Origin of the sequence: Thalassospira sp. TSL5-1 (assembly GCF_001907695.1) — a bacterium.
Classification (GTDB): domain Bacteria; phylum Pseudomonadota; class Alphaproteobacteria; order Rhodospirillales; family Thalassospiraceae; genus Thalassospira.
Genome location: NZ_KV880637.1, coordinates 1,137,352 through 1,158,375, shown reverse-complemented (window position 1 = coordinate 1,158,375; position 21,024 = coordinate 1,137,352). Strand labels below are relative to the sequence as shown.

Below are 21,024 nucleotides of genomic sequence, written 5' to 3'. Positions count from 1 at the left end.
TACATATCGTATCCGTACCGGCCCGACTTTGTGAGAAACTGTCTTGCATTCGCAGCCGCCAGACGACCAATGGCACCCTGCAGGCGAACGCAACGCACGCTCCTATAACGTGTTTGTGCGCCAAGGTCCAGCGGTCGCGCACATATTCACATCGCAAACCGCCAATTTGCGCCATCCCCCTGGAAATCACGGACGAACGATCAAATTTATAATCAATCAGATCCGGCCCGTTATTGAAGCATCAGGAGACAACTTGCTTTTTATTTGCCAAAACCGGCTTGCCTATTGCAGAGCACGACAGAATGCAACAATATTGCGAAAGCGATAAACATAATAAAACAATGCTATCGGGTTTGAGCCACCAAAAAGGGTTATCAAACAAGGGGAAGGGCGACTAAGCGGAAACCTTTACAAAGGTCCGTGCCTCTTAAAACCGGTGAGAACGAACATCGGTACAACAAAAAGGTAGGACAGAATGGGAAAAAAAACAGGGAACCCGAAACGGCCAGTCAGCACAACCAAGAAGCCCGCTTCGGGACTGGGTGTAAAAGGTAAACTACTGATTTCCTTTGCCCTTGTGGGGCTTATGGCTGTTGCAGCCGTTATTGTCGGCGTATTTGCCTTCGGGCGGTTTGGCATAACACTTGCCGACATCACCGAAGAAAAATTACCGCCCATGTTTGCCGCACAGCAGCTTGCAACGGAAAGTGCCGAAATTGTTGCAATTGCCCCGCGTATTGTCGCGGCAACCAGCCCGGAAGAAGAACAGGGCGTCAAAGACGAACTTGATCAGCGCCTGATCGGGATGAAAGACAAGATCAATCAGTTACGCGAGGCAGGTCTCGAACCCGAGATTCTGGAGCAGATTGACGCCAATCGTGAACAGCTCGAACAGATGCTGACATCGCTTCACGAGGCAACCCAGGCCCGTTTTTCGGTTTCTTCGGAAAAAACGGACAAAACCGAAAAATTTCTTGAACTCAGCAAACGCTATAACGACACGCTCAAGCCGTTACTGTCTTACACGCAAAACGACATTTCCCAAGCCGATGCAACGGTTAAAAGACTGCGCGCCGATCCGGTCAATGTGATGGAAATGAGCAAGGAAGACTTGCTCAAGGAATACTACAAACTGCACGATGCCGTGCAAACACGCGCGCCGATCCTCAATATCGAACGCCAGGGTGCCGCTGCGACCAACCTGATTGTATCATCCAGCACCGAAACCCAGCCCGTCCGTCTTTCAATCGCGGCAGTCCGTGTCCGTGGCAATTATGCCGATGCCCGCAATCTGATTGCCGGCATGGACAACAAAAAACTCCAGACTTTCTATAATAAGCTTATCGACAATATGGAAAGCCTGTCGATCGGGGACGGAAGCATTCCGACCCTTCGAAGCAAAGAGCTGGAGGCCACGCAAACCGCACAAAAATTTGTTGCCGAAAGCGCAACTGCGGCCAATGCGCTGCGGGACAATGTCGCAACGCTGGTCAGCACGCTGCAAGATAAAGTGGACGCATCCGCATCCAGTGCGGAAACCTTGCAGAAACAAAGCTCGACTGTACTTTATATTGTCGGCATCGTCGCCATTCTGCTGTCACTTGCCATTTATGTGATCTATGTGCGCGGCAGCCTGCTGCGTCGCCTTGATGGATTGCAAAAAACAATGGTCACGCTGGCCAGTGGCAACCTTGATGTGCCTGTCCCCGTGCGCGGCAATGACGAAATTACCGCAATGGGCCGGGCGGTCGAGGTCTTCAAGGATAACGCGGTTAAAGTACGCGAAATGCAGGCCGAGGAAGAACGCCTCAACCGGGAGCGCAACGAAAGCCTGCGCGACGAATTGCTAACCCTTGCTGATACCCTGCAAGGTGAAGTGGAAAGCGCGGTCGGCGAAATTGCCGCCCTTGCCGAACAGCTTCAGGGCGTTTCCGGGCAAATGAGCCAGAGTGCGGACCTTGTTTCCACACAAAGCGAGGATGTCGCTTCCTCTGCCCAGGAAGCCACCAGCAATGTCGAAACTGTTGCCGCCGCCACAGAGGAACTTTCGGCGTCGAATGCCGAGATTAATCGGCAAATGGCAGAATCAACCCGGATTTCAAATGATGCGGCCCAAAAGGCGCGTGAAACCAACGAACTGGTCAACAGCCTGTCGCTGTCGGCCAATCGCATTGGCGAAGTCATCGCCCTGATTACCGACATTGCCGAACAAACCAACCTTTTGGCCCTGAATGCCACCATCGAGGCGGCCCGCGCGGGTGATGCCGGCAAAGGCTTTGCCGTCGTTGCCGCCGAGGTTAAAAACCTTGCCAATCAAACGGAAAAAGCCACCGATGAAATTGCCGGACAGATTACCGGCATTCAAAAATCGACCGGTGAATCCGTTTCGGCAATCGAAACCATTGGCAGCATCATTGAAAACATCAATGAAATTGCCACCACGATTTCGGCCGCGATCGAGCAGCAGGGATCGGCCACCAACGAAATCACCCGCAATGTGCGCGGTGCGGCTGATCGAACCCGTGCCGTTTCAAGCTCCATCAACGAAGTTGCCAGTGAAACGACCAAAACCGGCGAACTCTCCGATCAGGTTCTGCAAACGGCACAAACCGCGTCGCAAAAAGTTGAAAACCTGCGCGAGCGTATTGGGACAATTCTGGAAGACCTGCGCAAACAGGCCCATGATCGTGCGAAGGCCTGACGGGACAGAAAACAGCCCAAATCCACGCCTGACCTAAAACAGGCTCACCATGTCAATACCGATGCCCCCGCCCCAAAAAGGCGGGGGCATTTTTTCGGCGCGAGCCCGGCAACTCAAATTCGCAACTTTAGGTCATCCATACAATTCCAGAGGCATAAGAAAAACCGGTATCAGAATAACTGATCCATACGCCTGTATATAAAACAAACCAATTACTTGAACTTTGGTAGTATGTTATAAATAAATAAACCAATTCGGGGGTGGGCCAGCTGGGGAGCCAACATTCTGGCCTGAAAATACCTGAAACATTTTTGACATTCTAGCAGCCGCATATCTGCGTCTGCACGGCGTGGTGTTGTGAAAACGGCATAGTCCTTACTGAATTTCCCGTACAAGGGACAGGGTTTTTATAAGCCAGCCGCAGAACACAGGGTTAAGACTTTATGCAACAGAATACGGGAAGCCGGAACCAGCGAAAATCCGTGCAAAACAGTGGCATGGGAGTTCGAGGCAAACTGCTCGTTTCCTTTGCACTGGTTGGATTGATGGCTGTGATTGCTGCAACGGTCGGGGCGCTCGCATTCGGGCGGTTTGGCTCGCAGCTAGACAGCATCACTGAACAAAAACTGCCACCCATGTTCAGCGCCCAGCAACTCGCCACGGAAAGTGCTGAAATCGTGGCAATTGCACCGCGCATAGCGGCAGCATCCACCCCAAAAGAAGAAGAAAGCGTCAAAGCTGAACTCGACACACGCATCATCTCTTTGAAAAAACAAATCGAAGAACTGCGTGGGTCAGGCATACAGTCCGCAACTCTTGACGAGATTGAAACCAACAGTGCCAAACTTCAGGACACTCTGGCCACGCTGCACGACCTGACACAGAAACGCTTTAAGATCGGCGATGAAAAATCCGAGAAGCTTAAAGATTTTCAAAACATGTCAGAGCGCTTTGTCAGCACGCTGAAACCCCTGATGACGGTGACATCAAACCAGTTGGGTCAAATTTCGGAAATGGTTCAGGAACTGCGCCAAAGCCCTCTGGCCCAGACCCGTCAACCGCGTGAAGACCTGATCGCATCCCTGTTCAAATATCATGACAGCGTTTCCAAGCGCGCACCGCTGGTCGCGCTGACCAATATTGGCAACCAGGTTTCCAATATTATTATTGGCGCCGCCTCAGAGCGGGATTTAACCCGCCTGTCGATTGTCGGTGTCCGGGCACGCGGCAGCTACAGCGATGCCAAAAACATGCTCAAGGATTTGGGCAACCCCAAGCTGATCAAGTTTTATGAAGACCTGATTGGCAAAATGGAAAAGCTTTCTGTCGGACCCGATAGCCTTCCTGACCTGCAAAGCCGCGAATTGAAGGCGGCAATTGAATCCCAAAAACTTGTCACACAGGCTGGCGAATTTGCAGGGGCAATGGGTGCGAGCGTGGACCAGGTCGTCGAGTCGCTGCAACAGGATGTTGATACTGCGGCGTCAGAAGCACGCGAACTGCAAAAACAAAGCTCGCTTATTCTATATATCGTAGCGGCAATCGCTGTTTTGCTGTCATTGGCAATTTACGTGATTTATGTCCGTGGCAACCTGCTGCGCCGCCTTGGCGGACTGCAACAAACCATGATCCAGCTTGCCGATGGCAATCTTGACGTTACCGTACCGGCCAAGGGGAACGACGAAATTTCCGCGATGGGCCGTGCGGTCGAGGTCTTTAAGGACAATGCCCTTAAGGTTCGTGAAATGCAGGCAGAGGCAGAGCGCCTTAATCGTGAACGCAACGAAGCCCTGCGCGACGAACTGCTGGGCCTGGCAGACACCCTGCAGGGTGAAGTCGAAAGTGCCGTTGGCGAAATCGCGGCCCTGGCTGAACAGCTTCAGGGCGTTTCAGGCCAGATGACGCATAGCGCCGAAAAGGTCTCGAACCAAAGCGAAGATGTTGCAACATCGGCACGCGAAGCCACCAACAATGTGGAAACCGTGGCCGCTGCAACCGAACAGCTGGCGGCATCGAATGCGGAAATCAACCGCCAGATGGCAGAATCGACCCGCATTTCCAACGAAGCGGCCAACAAGGCGCGTGAAACCAACGATCTGGTCAACAGCCTGTCGCAGTCGGCCAATCGCATTGGCGAGGTTATTGCCCTGATTACCGATATTGCAGAGCAAACCAACCTTCTGGCCCTGAATGCCACCATCGAGGCCGCCCGTGCCGGTGACGCCGGTAAAGGCTTTGCCGTGGTTGCCGCCGAGGTCAAAAACCTCGCCAACCAGACGGAAAAAGCCACCGACGAGATTGCCGGCCAAATTTCCGGCATTCAGAAATCGACCGGTGAATCTGTTTCCGCCATCGAGACCATTGGCAGCATCATTGAAAGCATCAATGAAATTGCCACCACCATTTCGGCTGCCGTCGAGGAACAGGGTGCAGCCACCAACGAAATCACCCGCAACGTTCGCAATGCTGCCGAACGGACCCGGATGGTTTCGACATCGATCAGTGATGTGGCGGATGAAACCGGCAAAACCGGTGAACTCTCTGGCGAAGTTCTGCAAACCTCGCAGGATGCCGCTCAGAAAATTCACGTTTTGAACAACCGCATCAATGCCATCCTCGACGACCTGCGCAACAAGGCTCACGACCGCGCAGCATCGTAATACACGCTTTGTTTAACGCAAAAGGCCCGCAACCATCCCGGTTGCGGGCCTTTTTGTTATGTCCCCCAAATAGGGCATTAAAAGCCCTAGAGCCTTTTACCTTTAATGGCCGCTTTCCGATTCAATGACAATCTTGATCGTTTTGTGGCCAGCGTCACCAAAATCCAGCGTCAGGTCAAATGATCCACCCTCTTCCAGCGGTTTTTTTAACCCCGACAACCAGATATGTTCGCGCCACGCGGCAAGGCCAACCGGCTTATTGGGCGGCAGCGTGATGTGATCCACCCAGCTTTCCACGCCATCCTTTTCAATCCGGAAGCGCACCTTGTCGGCAATGGCGGTGCTGGCTCCCTCCAGGGTCACAGCTTGGGTTCCGGCATTCAGGAACGGGCCATAAACCGCCGCCCCCTTGGCACCCTGCGCCACCGGCGGAGCCCAAAAATGACCAATCATGATTGTGCCCAACGTATAGCTATGCGCCGCCGCCTGTGGCGGCAAAAAGCCCGTGCCACCGCCACTAACGATGCCACCAACACCAACCGCAAAGGCCGCCGCTACCAGATATCGACGTAAACGGATATTCCGAGGTTTCATAAGGCTCCCCTATTCTTTATTCCCTGACGGCGGCCTTAGTGACGGCGCACATCGTTTTCGAGATCAATCTTTTCCGATTTGGACAGTTCTTCATCGATCTGGTCAGATCCCGCCTTTAACTCGCGGGTATTGGCAATTTCCTGCTCAGACAGGTCCGATTGCCGATAGAAGGTATAAGACAGGGTAATGTCTTTGACCTCTGAAGTGTTCGGATCTTTGTGGATCTGATCATCGACATACAAAACCAGCGGCATCCGGGCACTTTCACCGGGTGCCAGCTTTTCGTTGGTAAAGCAGAAACATTCGATCTTGAAAAAATACTGGGCGGATTTATAGGGCGTAACGTTAAAAACGGCGCGGGCAACAATGGTCTCGTCCGACGTATTTTTGGCGTAGTAATACACCTTCACCGGTTCACCCAGCTTGGCCGAAACCTTGCGTTCTTCGGGGTAAAATTCCCACGGCAGGCCCTTGGCGACATTGGCATCAAAATACACCTCGACCATATCACCGGCATTTGCGACTGCATTTGTCGCATCAGCACCCTGCTCCGGCGAAGCCGCATTATCGGCCGTTTTATTGGGTACCGATATTTGCCGAACCGTGCCGCCCACGCCGGTGACGGCGCAAAACATGCGATACAGGGTCGGGGAATAAATCACCAAACCCACCATCACGGCAACGGCACAGCCCATTGCAATCAGGGTTCGGCGTTTGCCTTTGGCACTGCGGTCTTCGGGGCGGTCAGTCATGGCAACATCTTCTGCTGTGGTGACGATCGGCACATTTAGAACGCCCTGCCCGGCCAACCGCACCGGTTGTCCACGCATGGCAACAACAAACTTTATAATGCTGATGGTACTATAACCATCCCGGCGCACGACGTAATTGCGAATTATTAATCATCAAAAGAAAATCGCGGCCAAGGCGAAAATTGGTACCGCGCCCCTGCCCTGCATTCAAGACCGGACATATAAAAAGGCCGGAAAGCGCCCTCACATTGATGTGAAGTTCTTTCCGGCCCCGTTAACTAATTACGCCTGGTGTTCGGCCACCAGGACCCGTGTTAAACCGCGCCCATCGAAATATCGTAAAGCAGCTTCACATTCAGCGCGATAATGATCAGCGCGATGATCGTGGACACAAATGTCAACCAGCGCGGGGCACACAGTTCCTTCATCTTTTCGCGCGATGCGGTAAACATCACCAGCGGCACCACGGCAAAGGGCAGCTGAAAACTCAGCACCACCTGTGACAGGATCAGCAATTTTGCCGTTTCGGCCTGCCCGTAAATGATCGTGACGGTAATGGCGGGAATGATGGCCACAACGCGCGTTACCAGGCGTCGCAACCAGGAAGGTATCGTCATTTTGATGAAACCTTCCATCACGATCTGGCCGGCCATTGTGGCCGTCACAGTCGAACTCAGCCCGCAACACAGAAGCGCGATACCAAACAGAATGGGCGCAATCGAGGCGCCTAACAACGGTGCCAAAAGTTCGTGGGCAACGCCAATATCATCCACATTTGTCTGCCCGGAAACATGAAAGGTGGCCGCTGCCAAGATCAGAATCGAGGCATTAATCACCAGCGCAAATGTCAGGGCAACGGTCGAATCCAGTGTTGCAAATCGCAGGGCTTCGCGTTTGCCTTTAACCGTGCGTTCGTAATCGCGGGTCTGGACAATCCCTGAATGCAAATACAGGTTATGGGGCATCACGGTTGCGCCGATAATGCCCAGCGCAAGATACAGCATATGCTGATTGGTCAAGACATCGGTTGTCGGGGCGAAACCGGTAATCACGCCATACCAGTCCGGGTCGGCCATCGCAATTTGCACGGCAAAGCAAATTGAAATCACACCCAGCAGCGCAATGATAAAGCCTTCGACCCAACGAAAACCACGGCTTTGCAACCACAAAATCACCAGCACGTCGGCTGCCGTAATCAGCACCCCCAATTCAAGCGGAATATTGAACAACAGATTCAGTGCAATCGCGGTGCCAATGACTTCGGCAAGGTCAGTGGCGCAAATTGCCAGTTCGGCAAACAGCCATAACGGCCAGGACATCCAGGCAGGAAAGGCATCGCGGCAGGCCTGGGCAAGGTCACGCCCGGTGGCAATGGCAAGGCGCGCGCACAAGGACTGCAAAACCACCGCCATGATATTGGACAGAAGTGCCACACACAAAAGCGCATAACCAAACTGCGACCCGCCCGCCAGCGACGTCGCCCAGTTGCCCGGGTCCATGTATCCCACCGCCACCAGATAGCCCGGCCCGGCAAATGTCAGAAATTTACGAAAAAAACCCGCATCGGGCGACACTGCAATCGAGCGAAACACCTCGACCAGCGAGGGTTGCTCAGCCTCATATCGCCAGTCCCCCGGTTTACGTTTCACTTCACCCGTATCGGCCATATGCCATCTCCGAAGGTGGCAACCCACCTAATATTTATACTAATTCCAATTTTAAAAATCGCCGTTTCCCCGTATACAGGGCGAAACCCGGCCAAAATTTATCCCTAATTGTTGTGCGGACTTTAAAAGTTAGTCAAGGCTAAACTTTTCAGAAAGCCATTGTTTCTTGTAACGCCAGGATCAAGACGCTGCTGCAGCACTCAAAACCGTCATTTTCGGGCAAAAATCCTGTTTCCCACACCTGAAAAACAATCCCTATGAGGGATAATGTGAAAAATATTCACTCTTTAATAGAAATCACGCAACTTCAATCATCCCGGCCCCTGCCGAGAGTCGCAGTTGTTCGACATCACGCCGTGGCGGTGCGCCATACATGCGACGATATTCCCGCGAAAATTGCGACGGACTGTCATATCCCACATGATACCCGGCACTTGCCGCATCCATCGCATGCGTAAGGATCAGGGATCGCGCCTCCTGCAAACGCATCTGTTTCTGATATTGCAGCGGGCTCATGGACGTAACGGCCTTAAAATGCTGATGCAGGGCAGATGCACTCATATTGGCTTCGCGGGCCAAAACATCCACGCTGAATGGTTCGCGAAAGTTTTTCTTGATCCATTCAATCGCACGGGAAACCTGGTTTAATTTGCTATCGGCCATTGCCAGTTGCTGCAGGCGAAGCCCTTGCGGTCCGCTGAGCAAGCGATACAAAATCTCGCGTTCGATAAGCGGCGCAATCATGGGAATATCGTTCGGCGTTTCCAGCAATTCCAGCATCCGCGTCGCGGCATTGATCATGGCATCATCGCCATCACTAACCTGGATCGCCGCCCCCATCTGCCGTGAGGTGGATAAAATGCTGTTCTCGTGTGCCGCCATCAGGATTTCGGCCATGATTTTGGTATTCAGTTCCAGCCGCAGACACAAATACGGGATTTCGGGGCTGGCAACGGTGATCTGCCCCATGACCGGCACATCCAGCGACACGGTCAGATACTGGCCGGGACGATAGACATATACCGCGTCCCCCATCATGACCCTTTTTTCACCACTGGCGAGAATACAAACCGACGGCTGATAAATCACATTTACCGGCTCCATCGGTTTGTCAGCCCGCAACAGCACAACGCCGGGTATCGCGGTCTCGCAGCGCCTCTCGCTGGTGCAGTTTTGTTTAATCAGATTTGCAAATTTATCCAGACCATTTGCCGTCATCGCCTATCCCTTATTCGTCAAAATGCCCAAAATCGCCGCCAATTGGTCATTATCCTGAAAACGAGACTTAGGATGTGATTGTACAAAACAACAGGGAAATTTCGCCGATTTACAGGATTGTGCAATCTTTTTGGAGGACTGGGCTATCACCCACAATACAGTCTGCCTTATGTTCTTTTCAGACCGTAAAACAGCCATAACAGCATCAAAGTTCTTCCCCCGACCCCGCGATGCTGGCCTGGTTGAACCACGGCAAAAACGGGCTGGTGTATCCTTGCGCACCAGCCCGTTTTCCTGCCCCGACATCAAATAATACAGGGAATAATAAACAACCTGAAAATCAGGCGTTCGGCCAGCTTCCGCGCAAACGCCCGCCAATCCGTACCGGTTCGATCCGTTTGGCAAGGCCGGTGGCATCATCGGTTTCCACATAAACCCCACACACCGTGGCGGGGCCTTCGGCGGGTTCAAAACGGCCCGCTGGCATTTTGGTCAGAAACTTTGCCACCGAATTTTCCTGCTTCATGCCGATCACCGAATTGAAGTCGCCGCACATGCCAACATCGGTCTGATAGGCCGTGCCCTTGGGCAAAATCTGGGCATCAGCCGTTGGCACATGAGTGTGCGTGCCCAAAACCAGCGATGCCCGACCATCACAATGGTGCCCGAATGCCATTTTTTCCGACGTGGTTTCGGCATGAAAATCAATCAGGACCGCATCAACATTTTTGCCCAGCCGGTATTTGCCAAACAATTTGTTTGCCCCCTGAAACGGGCAGGATAACGGGTCCATATACAGGCGGCCCATCATATTGATCACGGCAACTTTTTTGCCCGATTTTGCGGTAAAAACACAATCGCCCTGCCCGGGTGTGCCATCGGGGAAATTCCACGGGCGCAGCAGGTTTTTATCTTCGTCGATATAGGTAATGATTTCGCGCTGATCCCAAACATGGTTGCCCGTTGTCAACACATCGGCACCGGCAGCGTAAAATTCGCGGCAGATTTTTGCAGTAACACCAAATCCATGTGCGGAATTTTCAACATTCACTACCGCCACATCGACCATCAGGCGATCGCGCAACATGGGCAATGCCTCCAGCGCAGCCTTGCGCCCGGATTGTCCCAACACATCGCCCAAATGTAAAAGCCGCATTACAAATTCCGTTATTGTCAATTTACCGCATGACCAAAACGCGGCGATACTTAACCGTCCACGGGGCAGGCCTCTCCCCATGCAACAACATGTCATTTCCTGCCAGAATGCAGCCCCATAAAACAAGGTCCCGCTTTCCATAAAGGAAAGCGGGAGCCACCACTGCCGTTGGCTATATGGTAATTCCTCGTGACCTGCAGGTGCAGGTGGGCGCCGTATAACGAGACCACGGTCCCGCCAGGGACAGCTCCCTAGAGAAATGAGCATCGGCCCCGGGAATTAGCGAGCCTGACGCACAGGGCAGCCCCCTTTTGGATCCACCCTTGATCGCCCCGCAGGGCGCATCGCGGGCGGCATCCAATGCGAACTTAGTCAGCCGAGAGCCTTTGTGCAATAGCCTCGATACGTCCGGCCAGATTTTCCATGCTTTGCGCCATACGATCGGCCTCATCCGGGCCAACCGCACCGGCAGGCAAAGCCACCTTGGATGCCGATGCCAGCTTGTCGTGCATATCGCTTAATTCGTCGGCAATCAAAAGGCTGGTCATCACCAAAAGGCGCTGTTCGCCGATCTGCCCAACCATATTGGCGATTTCGCCGACCCGCTCATTAACATAGGCCGCAAGCTGGCCCAGGCGTTCTTCCTGGCCATCCTCGCAGGCAACATCGTAACTGCGACCATTAATACGGACTGATACCTGTGCCATGAAATTATGCCTGCTTCTGTTCTGTTTCGTCATTCAGGACCAGCCGCAACTGGCCCACCGCCCCATCAAGACGCCGGGAAACAGTTTCGGTCGTTTCCGCCAAGGTGTCATAATCGCGTTTCAGGGCATCAAGCTGGGCACGCATTTCTTCGGACCGGGCCTGGGCTGCCGCATTTTCGCTGGCACCGGACTGAAGTGCTGCTTCCGAACGGGCCAAGCGCGACTCCACCGCCGCTTCTAACGCAGCAAGGGCATTTTCAAGACGTTCACCGGCATTTTGCAGACGTGACATATCGTCCTTCCTGATCCTTCATCATCGGTTCACAAGATAGGTTGTGACAAAGCAGGGCGTCAACTGTTCCGCTCTACCGCTTGACCAAACCCGATCCTGACCTAATTCTAGCATCTAAGGATTAACCATAATCTAAGCAATCAGGGCAGTTTTTAGACAGAATCGGTTGACGTATCCCGACAGCGGGGGCATGTTCCGCCCGACTTCTTTGCTTTTTAAGCCATAGTAATCAACGCCAGATAGCGAACCCCCAGGAAGCGCATTCAATGACGAAACCCGTAGAACATAGCCGCATGGCAAATGCCATCCGCTTTCTTTCCGCCGACGCCGTGGAAAAAGCCAAATCCGGCCATCCGGGCATGCCGATGGGCATGGCCGATGTCGCGACTGTTCTGTTTACCAAGTTTCTGAAATTCGATCCGAAACATCCGAACTGGCCCGACCGCGACCGTTTCATTCTGTCTGCCGGTCACGGATCCATGCTGCTTTATTCGCTGCTCTATCTGAACGGTTACGAAGATTTCGATCTCGACCAGATCAAAAATTTCCGCCAGCTCGGCGCACGCACCGCCGGCCACCCGGAATTTGGTCATGGCGCCGGTATTGAAACCACCACCGGCCCGCTGGGCCAGGGCATTGCCACCTCGGTCGGTTTTGCCCTTGGCGAGCGCATCATGAATGCCGCTTTCAATAACGACCTGGTGGACCATTACACCTATGTCGTTGCCGGTGACGGCTGCCTGATGGAAGGTATTTCCCAGGAAGCCATTTCGATGGCGGGTCACATGCAGCTTTCCAAGCTGATCGTGCTGTTTGACGATAACGGCATTTCGATCGATGGTCCGACCACCCTTTCGACCTCGGAAGATCACAAAAAACGCTTTGAAGCCGCAGGCTGGGACGTTCAGCAAATTGACGGCCATGACCCGGAAGCCATCGAAGCGGCCATTGCCAAGGCCAAAACCACCGGCACCCCGTCCATGATCGCCTGCAAAACCGTGATCGGTTTTGGCGCGCCGACCAAAGGCGGCACCTCGGCCACGCATGGTGCCCCGCTGGGGGCGGATGAACTGGCCGCAGCACGCGAAAAGCTCGACTGGTCCTATGGTCCGTTTGAAGTCCCGCAGGATGTGCTGGACGCATGGCGCGCCAACGGCGCCCGTGGTGCGGATGAATTTTCGGCTTGGGGCCAGCGTTTCGAGGCACAGGATGCCGATGTTCGCGCCGAATTTGAACGCCGCATCGAAGGCAAGCTGCCGGAAAACTGGGTTGATGCCTTCAATGCCTACAAAAAGCAGATCACCGAAGAACTGCCCAAGGTCGCAACCCGTAAATCGTCGCAGAACGTGCTGGAAGTTCTGACCCAGGCGATCCCGGAAATGATTGGCGGTTCGGCCGACCTCACCGGCTCGAACAACACCAAAACTGCTGTTCAGGAACCGATTTCGGTCCAGAGCGGCTATGATGGCCGTTACATCTATTACGGTATCCGCGAACACGGCATGGCGGCTGCCATGAATGGTCTGGCCCTGCATGGTGGCGTTCTGCCTTATGGCGGTACCTTCCTGGTCTTTACCGACTATTGCCGCCCGGCCATTCGCCTGTCTGCGCTGATGGGACAGCGTGTCGTTTATGTCATGACCCACGATTCTATCGGTCTTGGCGAAGATGGCCCGACCCACCAGCCGGTCGAACATGTGGCATCCCTGCGTGCCATGCCGAATGTCACCATGATCCGTCCGGCCGATGCGGTTGAAACCGCCGAAGCCTGGGCCATGGCGATTACCAATGAAAGCGGCCCGACCGTTCTGGCGCTCAGCCGTCAGAATTTGCCGGTTCTGCGCACCGAATATCGCGATGACAACCTTGTCGCACGCGGCGGTTACATCATTTCCGAAGCCGAAGGCGAAACCCAGGTGACGCTGATCGCAACCGGCTCGGAAGTTGAAATTGCTGTCGATGCCCAGGCAAAACTGAAGGCCGAAGGCATTTCAGCGGCGGTTGTTTCCCTGCCCTGCTGGGAACTGTTTGACGCACAGTCGCCGGAATATCGCAAAAGCGTTCTGGGCACTGCACCGCGCATCGCAATTGAAGCCCTCTCGGTCTTTGGCTGGGAAAAATATGTTGGCGACAATGGCAAGGTCATTGGCCTGCACGGCTTTGGCGCGTCGGCTCCGGCACCGGAACTTTACGAACATTTTGGCATCACTGCCGAGGCTCTGGTCAAAACGGCCAAGGAACTGGTTTAATTTCCGGGCCGGATCGGTAATATGCCGGTCCGGCCTTTTTGATTGTCCCCTTCGTTGGGCTCGGACCATCCGGTCACAATCAGTATGTATCTGGAGGAATTAATGGCTATTCGTGTTGCGATTAATGGTTTTGGCCGTATTGGCCGTCTGGTTCTGCGCTCCATTATCGAAAGTGGCCGCACCGACGTTGAAGTTGTTGCCATCAACGACCTGGGCGACGTCAAAACCAATGCCCACCTGCTGAAATACGATTCCGTTCATGGCACCCTTGCCAATGACGTCAAAGCCGAAGGCAATGATCTGGTTGTCGATGGCAAAACCATCAAGGTTTGCTCCGAACGTGATCCGGCGAACCTGCCGTGGGGCGAGCTTAATGTTGATATCGCATTTGAATGCACCGGCATCTTCCTTGACGAAGCAGGCGCAGGCAAACACCTGACCGCAGGTGCCAAACGTGTTCTGATCTCGGCCCCGGCAAAGGGCGACATCAAAACCGTTGTCTATGGTGTAAACAGCGACAGCCTGACCGCCGATGACGTGATTGTTTCCAACGCATCCTGCACCACCAACTGCCTGGCTCCGGTGGCCGATGTTCTGAACAAAACCGTTGGCATCACCAAAGGCTTCATGACCACAGTTCACGCCTTCACCGGTGACCAGAACACCGTGGACAGCCTGCACAAGGATCTGCGTCGCGCCCGTGCGGCCTCGCTTTCCATGATCCCGACCTCGACTGGGGCGGCCAAGGCTGTTGGCCTGGTTCTGCCGGAACTCAAGGGCAAGCTTGACGGTACCGCCATTCGCGTTCCGACCCCGAATGTCTCGATGGTTGACCTGACCTTCGTTGCTGGCCGCGACACCAGCGTTGACGAAATCAACGCCGCAATCAAAGAAGCCGCCGATGGCCGCCTGAAGGGTGTTCTGGGCGTTAACGACGCGCCGCTGGTTTCGATTGACTTCAACCACAACCAGAACAGCTCGACCTTCGATGCCACCCAGACCCAGGTTATGGACGGCAACTTCGTTCGTATCCTGTCCTGGTATGACAACGAATGGGGCTTCTCGAACCGTATGTCGGACACCGCCGTTGCGATGGCGAAGTTCCTTTAATCCGGTTTGATGCCTGATTTTCCGCCTGATTTTCAAGGGCGGCCTTCGGGTCGCCCTTTTTATTTGGCCTCGCCTGCTATATTACGGGAAAATCCCGTTTTCCAAGGCTCCCGGCATCACACGACATGCAACAAAACCCGCCCCATATCCGTATTCACAGCTTTAAAGGTGCCGCCATCGCCTGCGAGGCCCTGGCGGAAAATACCTTTTTCCTGCATGGTCCTGTTAATGCAGGGCAGATCATGGGCGCGCAATGGTTTGCCGATATGCTGACAGAACTACGGACCGATTATCCCGGTGCCCGCATCTTTGGTGTTCTGGATTGCCGTAACCATACCGGGCAGGCCTTAATGGCGCTGGAATGTGGCATCGCCCATGTGCTGGTTGGTGCTATTCCCTCAGCTTCATTTAACGCCCTGCAAAGCATTGCTTCGCAAAACGGTTGCCACATCTGGTGTAACATTGCCCCCTCGTCCGACACGGAATCATCGGCTGATATGCTTCCCGCCGCTTCCCTGTTTGATATGAACGACCACTACCTGCCTGCTGCCGAGTGCGAAAAGCGCCTATTGGCCCATCTGGAACAGCAATGATTGCCAATCGGCGCCTTGCAGGGTAAACAGGGCACAGCATTTCCATCAGGACAGATCACTGTGAATAGCGACGCGCAAACCGGCCTTTACCTGCTAACCCCCGCCAAAATCGATCTCGAGACATTCCCGGCCCTGCTGGCGGATGTTCTCGATACCGGAGCGGTGGACTGTGTGCAGCTTCGCCTGAAAGACATTGATGATAACGGCATTGTTGCGGCGGTTAAAAAGCTGCTGCCGATTTGCAGCGAGCGCGATATTCCCCTGATCCTGAATGACCGCCCGGACCTTGCACATAAAACCGGCTGTGACGGCGTGCATATTGGCGAAGATGACGGCAGCTATGACCAAGCCCGCAAAATCATGGGCGAAGAGCATATTGTTGGCGTTTCCTGCTATGATTCCCGCCACCGGGCAATGGAACTGGGCGAAAAAGGTGCCGATTACGTGGCCTTTGGCGCGTTCTTCCCGACAACCACCAAAGACCCGCGCACCTGGGTTGAACCGGAAATCATTGAGATCTGGACAACCTTTACCACGGTTCCCTGTGTTGCCATTGGCGGCATCAATGCCGATAACCTGGCGCCGCTGGTTCAGGCCGGTGCCGATTTTGTCGCCATTAGCGGCGCGGTCTGGAACCATCCTGACGGGCCTGTTGCCGGGGCAAAGGCCATTCGTGCTGCAATAGCCGCCGCCAGCGAAGAATAACGCCCTTCTCCTTTTCCGCGATATTGCAACTCGCTTTCCCACCGGCATCCTGTCGTTGGGACTTGCCGTAGGCTGCCTGTTTTAAAGGTTCTTCCGGCCAGCCATGCACGCAAACAAAGGGCGGCATGCGTTTGTATTCCACGAAGAGGCTTGCGGGAAACCGCGCGAACTGATAGGTAGACGCCACTTTTTTCCACATTGTGAATCTGTGATCTGAAAGAACGGTTGGTGCCATGAAAATCAACGGCAACGAAATCCGTCCGGGTAACATTATTGAACATAATGGCAGCCTGTGGCGCGCAGTAAAATGTAACGCAGTGAAGCCGGGTAAAGGCGGTGCGTTCAACCAGGTTGAACTTAAAGACATCCGCAACGGCACCAAGCTGAACGAACGTTTCCGTGCCTCGGAAACTGTCGAGCGTGTACGCCTCGACCAGCATGAATATACCTATCTGTTCGCCGAAGACGACATGGTGACGCTGATGGACAGCGAAACCTTCGAGCAGATCACAGTCAACAAAGAACTGATCGGTGAACCCGCTGTCTTCTTGCAGGATGGCATGGTTGTGACCGTTGAATCCTTCGAAGGCGAAGCCCTTAGCGTTAGCTTGCCGGAACATGCCGTTTTCCAGATCGTCGAAGCCGACGCGGTGGTAAAGGGGCAGACCCAGTCTTCCTCCTACAAGCCGGCCGTTCTTGAAAACGGCGTTCGTGTTCTGGTGCCGCCGCACATCGAATCTGGTACGCGCATTGTCGTGAATACCAGCGAAAGCACCTATGTCGAGCGCGCCAAAGACTAACGCCGCATTCCTTTTTTACTTCTCAAATACCGGGAGATGAGCCGTGCGTGGCGCCGCCCGTCGTTCAGCCAATATCAATGTCATGTTCAAGGCCGTCGAAAAGGCGGCCTATGGACTTAAGCGCGACTTCGGTGAAGTCGAAAACCTTCAGGTATCCATGAAAGGTCCGGGGGATTTCGTTTCTGCCGCCGATCATCGTGCCGAAAAACGCCTGCGCGAAGAACTTGAACGGGCCCGCCCCGGTTATGGTTTCCTTCTCGAGGAAGGTGGCGAGATCAAGGGGAGCGATCCGGAACACCGCTGGATCATCGACCCGCTTGATGGCACCACCAACTTCCTGCATGGCATCCCGCATTTCGCCATTTCGGTCGCCCTGCAAAAGGGTGACGAAATCATCGCTGGCATTATCTATGACGTTGCCAAGGATGAATTCTTCTGGGCCGAAAAAGGTGTCGGGGCGTATCTGGATAACCGCCGCCTGCGTGTTTCGGGCCGTCGCCGTTTGAACGAATGTGTCTTGGCCTGTGGCGTCCCGCATATGGGCCGTGGCGACCATGCCGCCTTTGAAAAACAGCTGCATACCGTCATGGACCGTTGCTCGGGCGTGCGCCGTTTTGGTGCCGCATCGCTTGACCTCGCCTATGTCGCGGCTGGCCGTTACGACGGTTACTGGGAAACCCACCTTAACCAGTGGGATATTGCCGCGGGTCTGATCCTCATTTCCGAGGCCGGTGGCTATGTTCGCGATATCAATGGCGGAACCAATATGCTGGGTACCGGCAGCGTTGTTGCCGCGAACGACTATATCCAACCTGTTTTGGCAAAAACTCTGAAAAAGGCGACCTCGGCCTAAGCCGTAAACCCTTTGGAAGAAATCATTAAAGGCATTCACAAATTATTGTGGATGCCTTTTTTGTGTTCAGGTCAAACCGGTTGTCGGCAACACTGTGGTAAGTTATGGTGCGAAGGGACCGTCGGGGAAGAAAAACTGCGGCGGAACAGGGGTGGCACGGGCCGTGCCGTAAGATCGTCACAAAAAGCATATTCAATGTGTTCGGTCGCGAAACAGGATAACAAGGGGCCTGCGAATAGATGAAGGGGAATACTAGGATTTCGGCGATTGCCTTTGCGGCGGCGCTCGGAACATTGTTGGCGACCAGTCAGGGCGCAACAGCCGGGTCGTTTTCCCCGGTCATGCCGGGCAATAATGTTCAGGTGGACCTTGGCGTTCTTGACCAGCTTGATGATCGAACCGCCCCGGGCAAAGGGTTCTCGTCACCAGATAATAATGCCCCGCGCATCGAAATTGACCGTCAGCTTGTGATCTATCCCCAGGCGGCCCCAAAATCGCGTTTTATGGCACCACAACTTCTGCTAAATCCGCCATCCGCTACGTCGCGATTCGATACGTCAAACGGCAACGGCGATCGTCAGTCTGACGGGTTTGGCACCGTGGTTATTGATGGTGCCGGCATTGTGCCAACTGAAAATGCAACGCCGCAACGCTCCGCCATCACTCTGAACCCACCACAGGAACGTGAACGCATTCAACTGCGCCCGCCGGTTTCCTATCCGGCCCGGCCTGCGGTAGAACGCCTGGATACACCCCCGGCGTCACAACCATTTTTCAGTCGCGGCAATCTCGGGGGCAGCCTGAACAAGCAGGACCTTGACGATGACGGCGCAAAGCAGATCATTCATCTGGTTCCCCCCCAATCCCATAATGTTGATGGTCTGCCGCGAAATCGCCCGGCAACGACGCCTGCGACAGCAGATAGCAGCACATCATCTGCCAAAAGCCCGCAAGAAGCCGTAGCGCAGAATCCTGCAACAACGCTACCGGCGCAAGGCCCCTTACTTGCCCAAAATAATGCAAAACCTGCCGTGCCCGCCGCGCCCGAGATCGCGAAACCCGATACGGAGACACCGCGCGAAGCACCAAAAAACAAAATGCCCGCCCCCGCGGTAGACAAGGCACCACTGCCCAAAGCTGAAAAACCTTCAACGTCACCGGCACCCACAAAGCCTGCCACCGGCACGGCCACAACGCCCCAGCCGCTGACACAGGATAATTCGGTGAAGCCGGCCCCTTCCCCGGCACCGGACACCACCACACCGCCGCAAAAAATGCCGGATCAACAATCTGGCACCATGCCAAAACCGCCTGTCTCGAAAAAAACCGTTCAGAAAAACGACCCCGCGCCCGAACCCCGGGTGAAACCGCAAATTCCGGCGCGCGAAACCGCATCGGCTCCGGCGTCGGATCCCGCATCCGCCCCGGCAAAAAAATCCGGCCCTGCACCGACAGGCGACGACTATAGCCTGCCCTTTGCCGGCGACAGTTTCGAGCTGGACGCAAGTGCAAAAAAAAGCCTTGATAAGGTGATAGGCAACCTTGCCAAAAATGGCGATTTGCGGGTTCAGTTGCAGGCTTATGCCGCCGGTGAATCGCAAAATGCCAGCAAGGCGCGCCGCCTGTCGCTTTCGCGTGCCTTGCAGGTTCGCTCCTATCTGATCGATGGCGGCGTTCGCTCCACCCGGATCGATGTCCGTGCGCTGGGTGCCAATGTCCCCTCTGGCCCGGCCGATCGCGTCGATATTAAAACCGTTCAACGCTAGGATTTATCTGTCATGAGCAACAATGCGTCCAACGGCGCGGCAAATACTCCGGCAATCACCAAACCGGGCGCCTATCTGACCCGGATGGGTATTTTCACCGCCGTTATCGTCGCCATCGCAGCCCTGTTATATCCAACGCTGTCAGAAGCCTTTCTGGCAAGTGCCGTGTTGAACGGTCTGATCATTGGCGTCTTCATCATTGGGGTGGTTTATACCTTCCGCATGGCATTTAGCCTGAACCCCGAAGTTTCCTGGATCGAGGATTTCCGCCGCAACCGCCCGGGGCTAAGCTCGCAGGATACGCCAAAGCTTCTGGCACCGATGGCGCGGATGATGCAGGAACAGCGCCGCGACCGGCCGCAGCTTTCCACCCTTGCGACCAGCACCATCCTCGATTCCATTCGCTCCCGCCTGGATGAAAGCCGCGAACTTTCGCGCTATCTGGTCAGTCTGCTGGTGTTTTTGGGCCTGCTGGGGACTTTTTGGGGCCTGCTGCAAACCGTGAACTCGGTTGCCGATGTGATTGGCAATGTCAATGTCGGTGGCGGCAGCAACATGGAACTCTGGTTCGGCCAGCTTAAGGAAGGTCTGGCAAAGCCGCTCAATGGCATGGGCACGGCCTTTTCATCCTCGCTGTTTGGTCTGGCCGGGTCCCTCGCCCTGGGTCTTCTTGATATGCAGGCAGGCCAGGCACAAAACCGTTTTTTCAATGAACTTGAAGAATGGATGTCAAGCTTCACCCGCGTTTCATCGGGTGGTCCGCTTTCGGACGGCGAACAGTCGGTTCCGGCCTACCTTTCCGCCCTGATCGAACAGATGGCCGACAATATGGAAGGCCTGCAAAACTCGATCCAGCGATCTGAATCCTCTCAGATCAAGTCGCACAATACCCTGATCGATCTTGCCGACAAGCTTTCTACCCTGACCGACCAGATGAAAGCCGAACAGCAATTGATGGTCAAACTGGCGGAAAGTCAGATGCACCTTAAACCCGTGCTCGATCAGCTTTCCGATTCCATGCGGGGCGGCAGCTTTGGCATTGATGACAATACCCGTGCGCATATCCGCTCGCTTGACAATCAGTTAGGCCGGGTTGCCGACGAGCTTTCGATGGGTCGCCAGCAACAGACCCAGGAAATTCGCAGTGAAATAAAACTTCTGGCCCGGACCATCGCCGCGATTGCCGAGGAGGGTTAACCTC

17 protein-coding genes and 1 other RNA gene are annotated in these 21,024 nt (G+C 54.5%); 10 read left to right on the top strand and 8 right to left on the bottom strand.

Going from position 1 to position 21,024, the window contains the following annotated elements; translation table 11 throughout:
• Positions 1 to 475 precede the first annotated feature (475 nt).
• Both LF95_RS05430 and LF95_RS05425 read left to right on the top strand, forming a co-directional pair.
• Entirely contained in the window at positions 476 to 2,701 is a 2,226-nt protein-coding gene (locus tag LF95_RS05430) for a methyl-accepting chemotaxis protein (RefSeq protein ID WP_073954018.1), read from the top strand.
• 545 nt (positions 2,702 to 3,246) lie between these two features.
• On the top strand, positions 3,247 to 5,361 hold the full coding sequence (locus LF95_RS05425) for a methyl-accepting chemotaxis protein (protein ID WP_252509664.1): 2,115 nt from the start codon (positions 3,247 to 3,249) through the stop codon (positions 5,359 to 5,361).
• A 102-nt stretch (positions 5,362 to 5,463) separates the two neighbouring features.
• Here the strand turns inward: LF95_RS05425 and LF95_RS05420 are convergent, their stop codons facing one another.
• The 8 genes from LF95_RS05420 to LF95_RS05385 all read right to left on the bottom strand — a co-directional run bounded on the left by LF95_RS05420 (position 5,464) and on the right by LF95_RS05385 (position 11,747).
• Positions 5,464 to 5,955 carry a copper chaperone PCu(A)C gene (locus LF95_RS05420; RefSeq protein ID WP_073954016.1) on the bottom strand — a complete coding sequence of 164 codons (492 nt, stop codon included), beginning with the start codon at positions 5,953 to 5,955 and terminating at the stop codon, positions 5,464 to 5,466.
• A 35-nt stretch (positions 5,956 to 5,990) separates the two neighbouring features.
• On the bottom strand, positions 5,991 to 6,785 hold the full coding sequence (locus LF95_RS05415; protein WP_215905651.1) for a cytochrome c oxidase assembly protein: 795 nt from the start codon (positions 6,783 to 6,785) through the stop codon (positions 5,991 to 5,993).
• Positions 6,786 to 7,021: 236 nt separating this feature from the next.
• Complete coding sequence (locus tag LF95_RS05410) at positions 7,022 to 8,374, bottom strand: Nramp family divalent metal transporter (protein ID WP_073954015.1); 1,353 nt, start codon at positions 8,372 to 8,374, stop codon at positions 7,022 to 7,024.
• Between the two features lie 297 nt (positions 8,375 to 8,671).
• On the bottom strand, positions 8,672 to 9,592 hold the full coding sequence (locus LF95_RS05405; protein ID WP_073954014.1) for an AraC family transcriptional regulator: 921 nt from the start codon (positions 9,590 to 9,592) through the stop codon (positions 8,672 to 8,674).
• A gap of 340 nt (positions 9,593 to 9,932) precedes the next feature.
• Positions 9,933 to 10,748, bottom strand: coding sequence for a TIGR00282 family metallophosphoesterase (locus LF95_RS05400; protein ID WP_073954013.1), 816 nt, complete (start codon positions 10,746 to 10,748; stop codon positions 9,933 to 9,935).
• 149 nt (positions 10,749 to 10,897) lie between these two features.
• A non-coding RNA gene (gene ssrS, locus LF95_RS05395) (6S RNA) lies at positions 10,898 to 11,058 on the bottom strand.
• 58 nt (positions 11,059 to 11,116) lie between these two features.
• On the bottom strand, positions 11,117 to 11,455 hold the full coding sequence (locus LF95_RS05390) for a cell division protein ZapA (protein WP_073954012.1): 339 nt from the start codon (positions 11,453 to 11,455) through the stop codon (positions 11,117 to 11,119).
• A gap of 4 nt (positions 11,456 to 11,459) precedes the next feature.
• Positions 11,460 to 11,747 (bottom strand): DUF4164 family protein, encoded by a 288-nt coding sequence (locus LF95_RS05385; protein ID WP_073954011.1) that lies wholly within the window; start codon positions 11,745 to 11,747, stop codon positions 11,460 to 11,462.
• Between the two features lie 239 nt (positions 11,748 to 11,986).
• On the opposite strand from LF95_RS05385, the gene tkt reads away from it, so the two are divergent.
• From tkt to LF95_RS05345, 8 genes are all read left to right on the top strand, one after another.
• On the top strand, positions 11,987 to 13,996 hold the full coding sequence (tkt, locus tag LF95_RS05380; protein ID WP_256359948.1) for a transketolase: 2,010 nt from the start codon (positions 11,987 to 11,989) through the stop codon (positions 13,994 to 13,996).
• 102 nt (positions 13,997 to 14,098) lie between these two features.
• A complete protein-coding gene (gap, locus tag LF95_RS05375; protein WP_073954863.1) occupies positions 14,099 to 15,106 on the top strand; it encodes a type I glyceraldehyde-3-phosphate dehydrogenase in 1,008 nt (335 codons plus the stop codon).
• 125 nt (positions 15,107 to 15,231) lie between these two features.
• Positions 15,232 to 15,699 carry a hypothetical protein gene (locus LF95_RS05370; RefSeq protein ID WP_073954009.1) on the top strand — a complete coding sequence of 156 codons (468 nt, stop codon included), beginning with the start codon at positions 15,232 to 15,234 and terminating at the stop codon, positions 15,697 to 15,699.
• A 60-nt stretch (positions 15,700 to 15,759) separates the two neighbouring features.
• The gene (gene thiE, locus LF95_RS05365) at positions 15,760 to 16,404 is read left to right on the top strand and encodes a thiamine phosphate synthase (protein ID WP_073954008.1); all 645 of its coding nucleotides are present in this window, start codon (positions 15,760 to 15,762) and stop codon (positions 16,402 to 16,404) included.
• Between the two features lie 233 nt (positions 16,405 to 16,637).
• Positions 16,638 to 17,204, top strand: a complete 567-nt coding sequence (efp, locus tag LF95_RS05360) for an elongation factor P (protein ID WP_073954007.1) — start codon at positions 16,638 to 16,640, stop codon at positions 17,202 to 17,204.
• Positions 17,205 to 17,247: 43 nt separating this feature from the next.
• Complete coding sequence (locus tag LF95_RS05355; RefSeq protein WP_252509663.1) at positions 17,248 to 18,057, top strand: inositol monophosphatase family protein; 810 nt, start codon at positions 17,248 to 17,250, stop codon at positions 18,055 to 18,057.
• A 239-nt stretch (positions 18,058 to 18,296) separates the two neighbouring features.
• Positions 18,297 to 19,823, top strand: a complete 1,527-nt coding sequence (locus LF95_RS05350) for an OmpA family protein (RefSeq protein ID WP_073954006.1) — start codon at positions 18,297 to 18,299, stop codon at positions 19,821 to 19,823.
• Positions 19,824 to 19,835: 12 nt separating this feature from the next.
• Entirely contained in the window at positions 19,836 to 21,020 is a 1,185-nt protein-coding gene (locus LF95_RS05345; RefSeq protein WP_073954005.1) for a flagellar motor protein MotA, read from the top strand.
• Positions 21,021 to 21,024 lie beyond the last annotated feature (4 nt).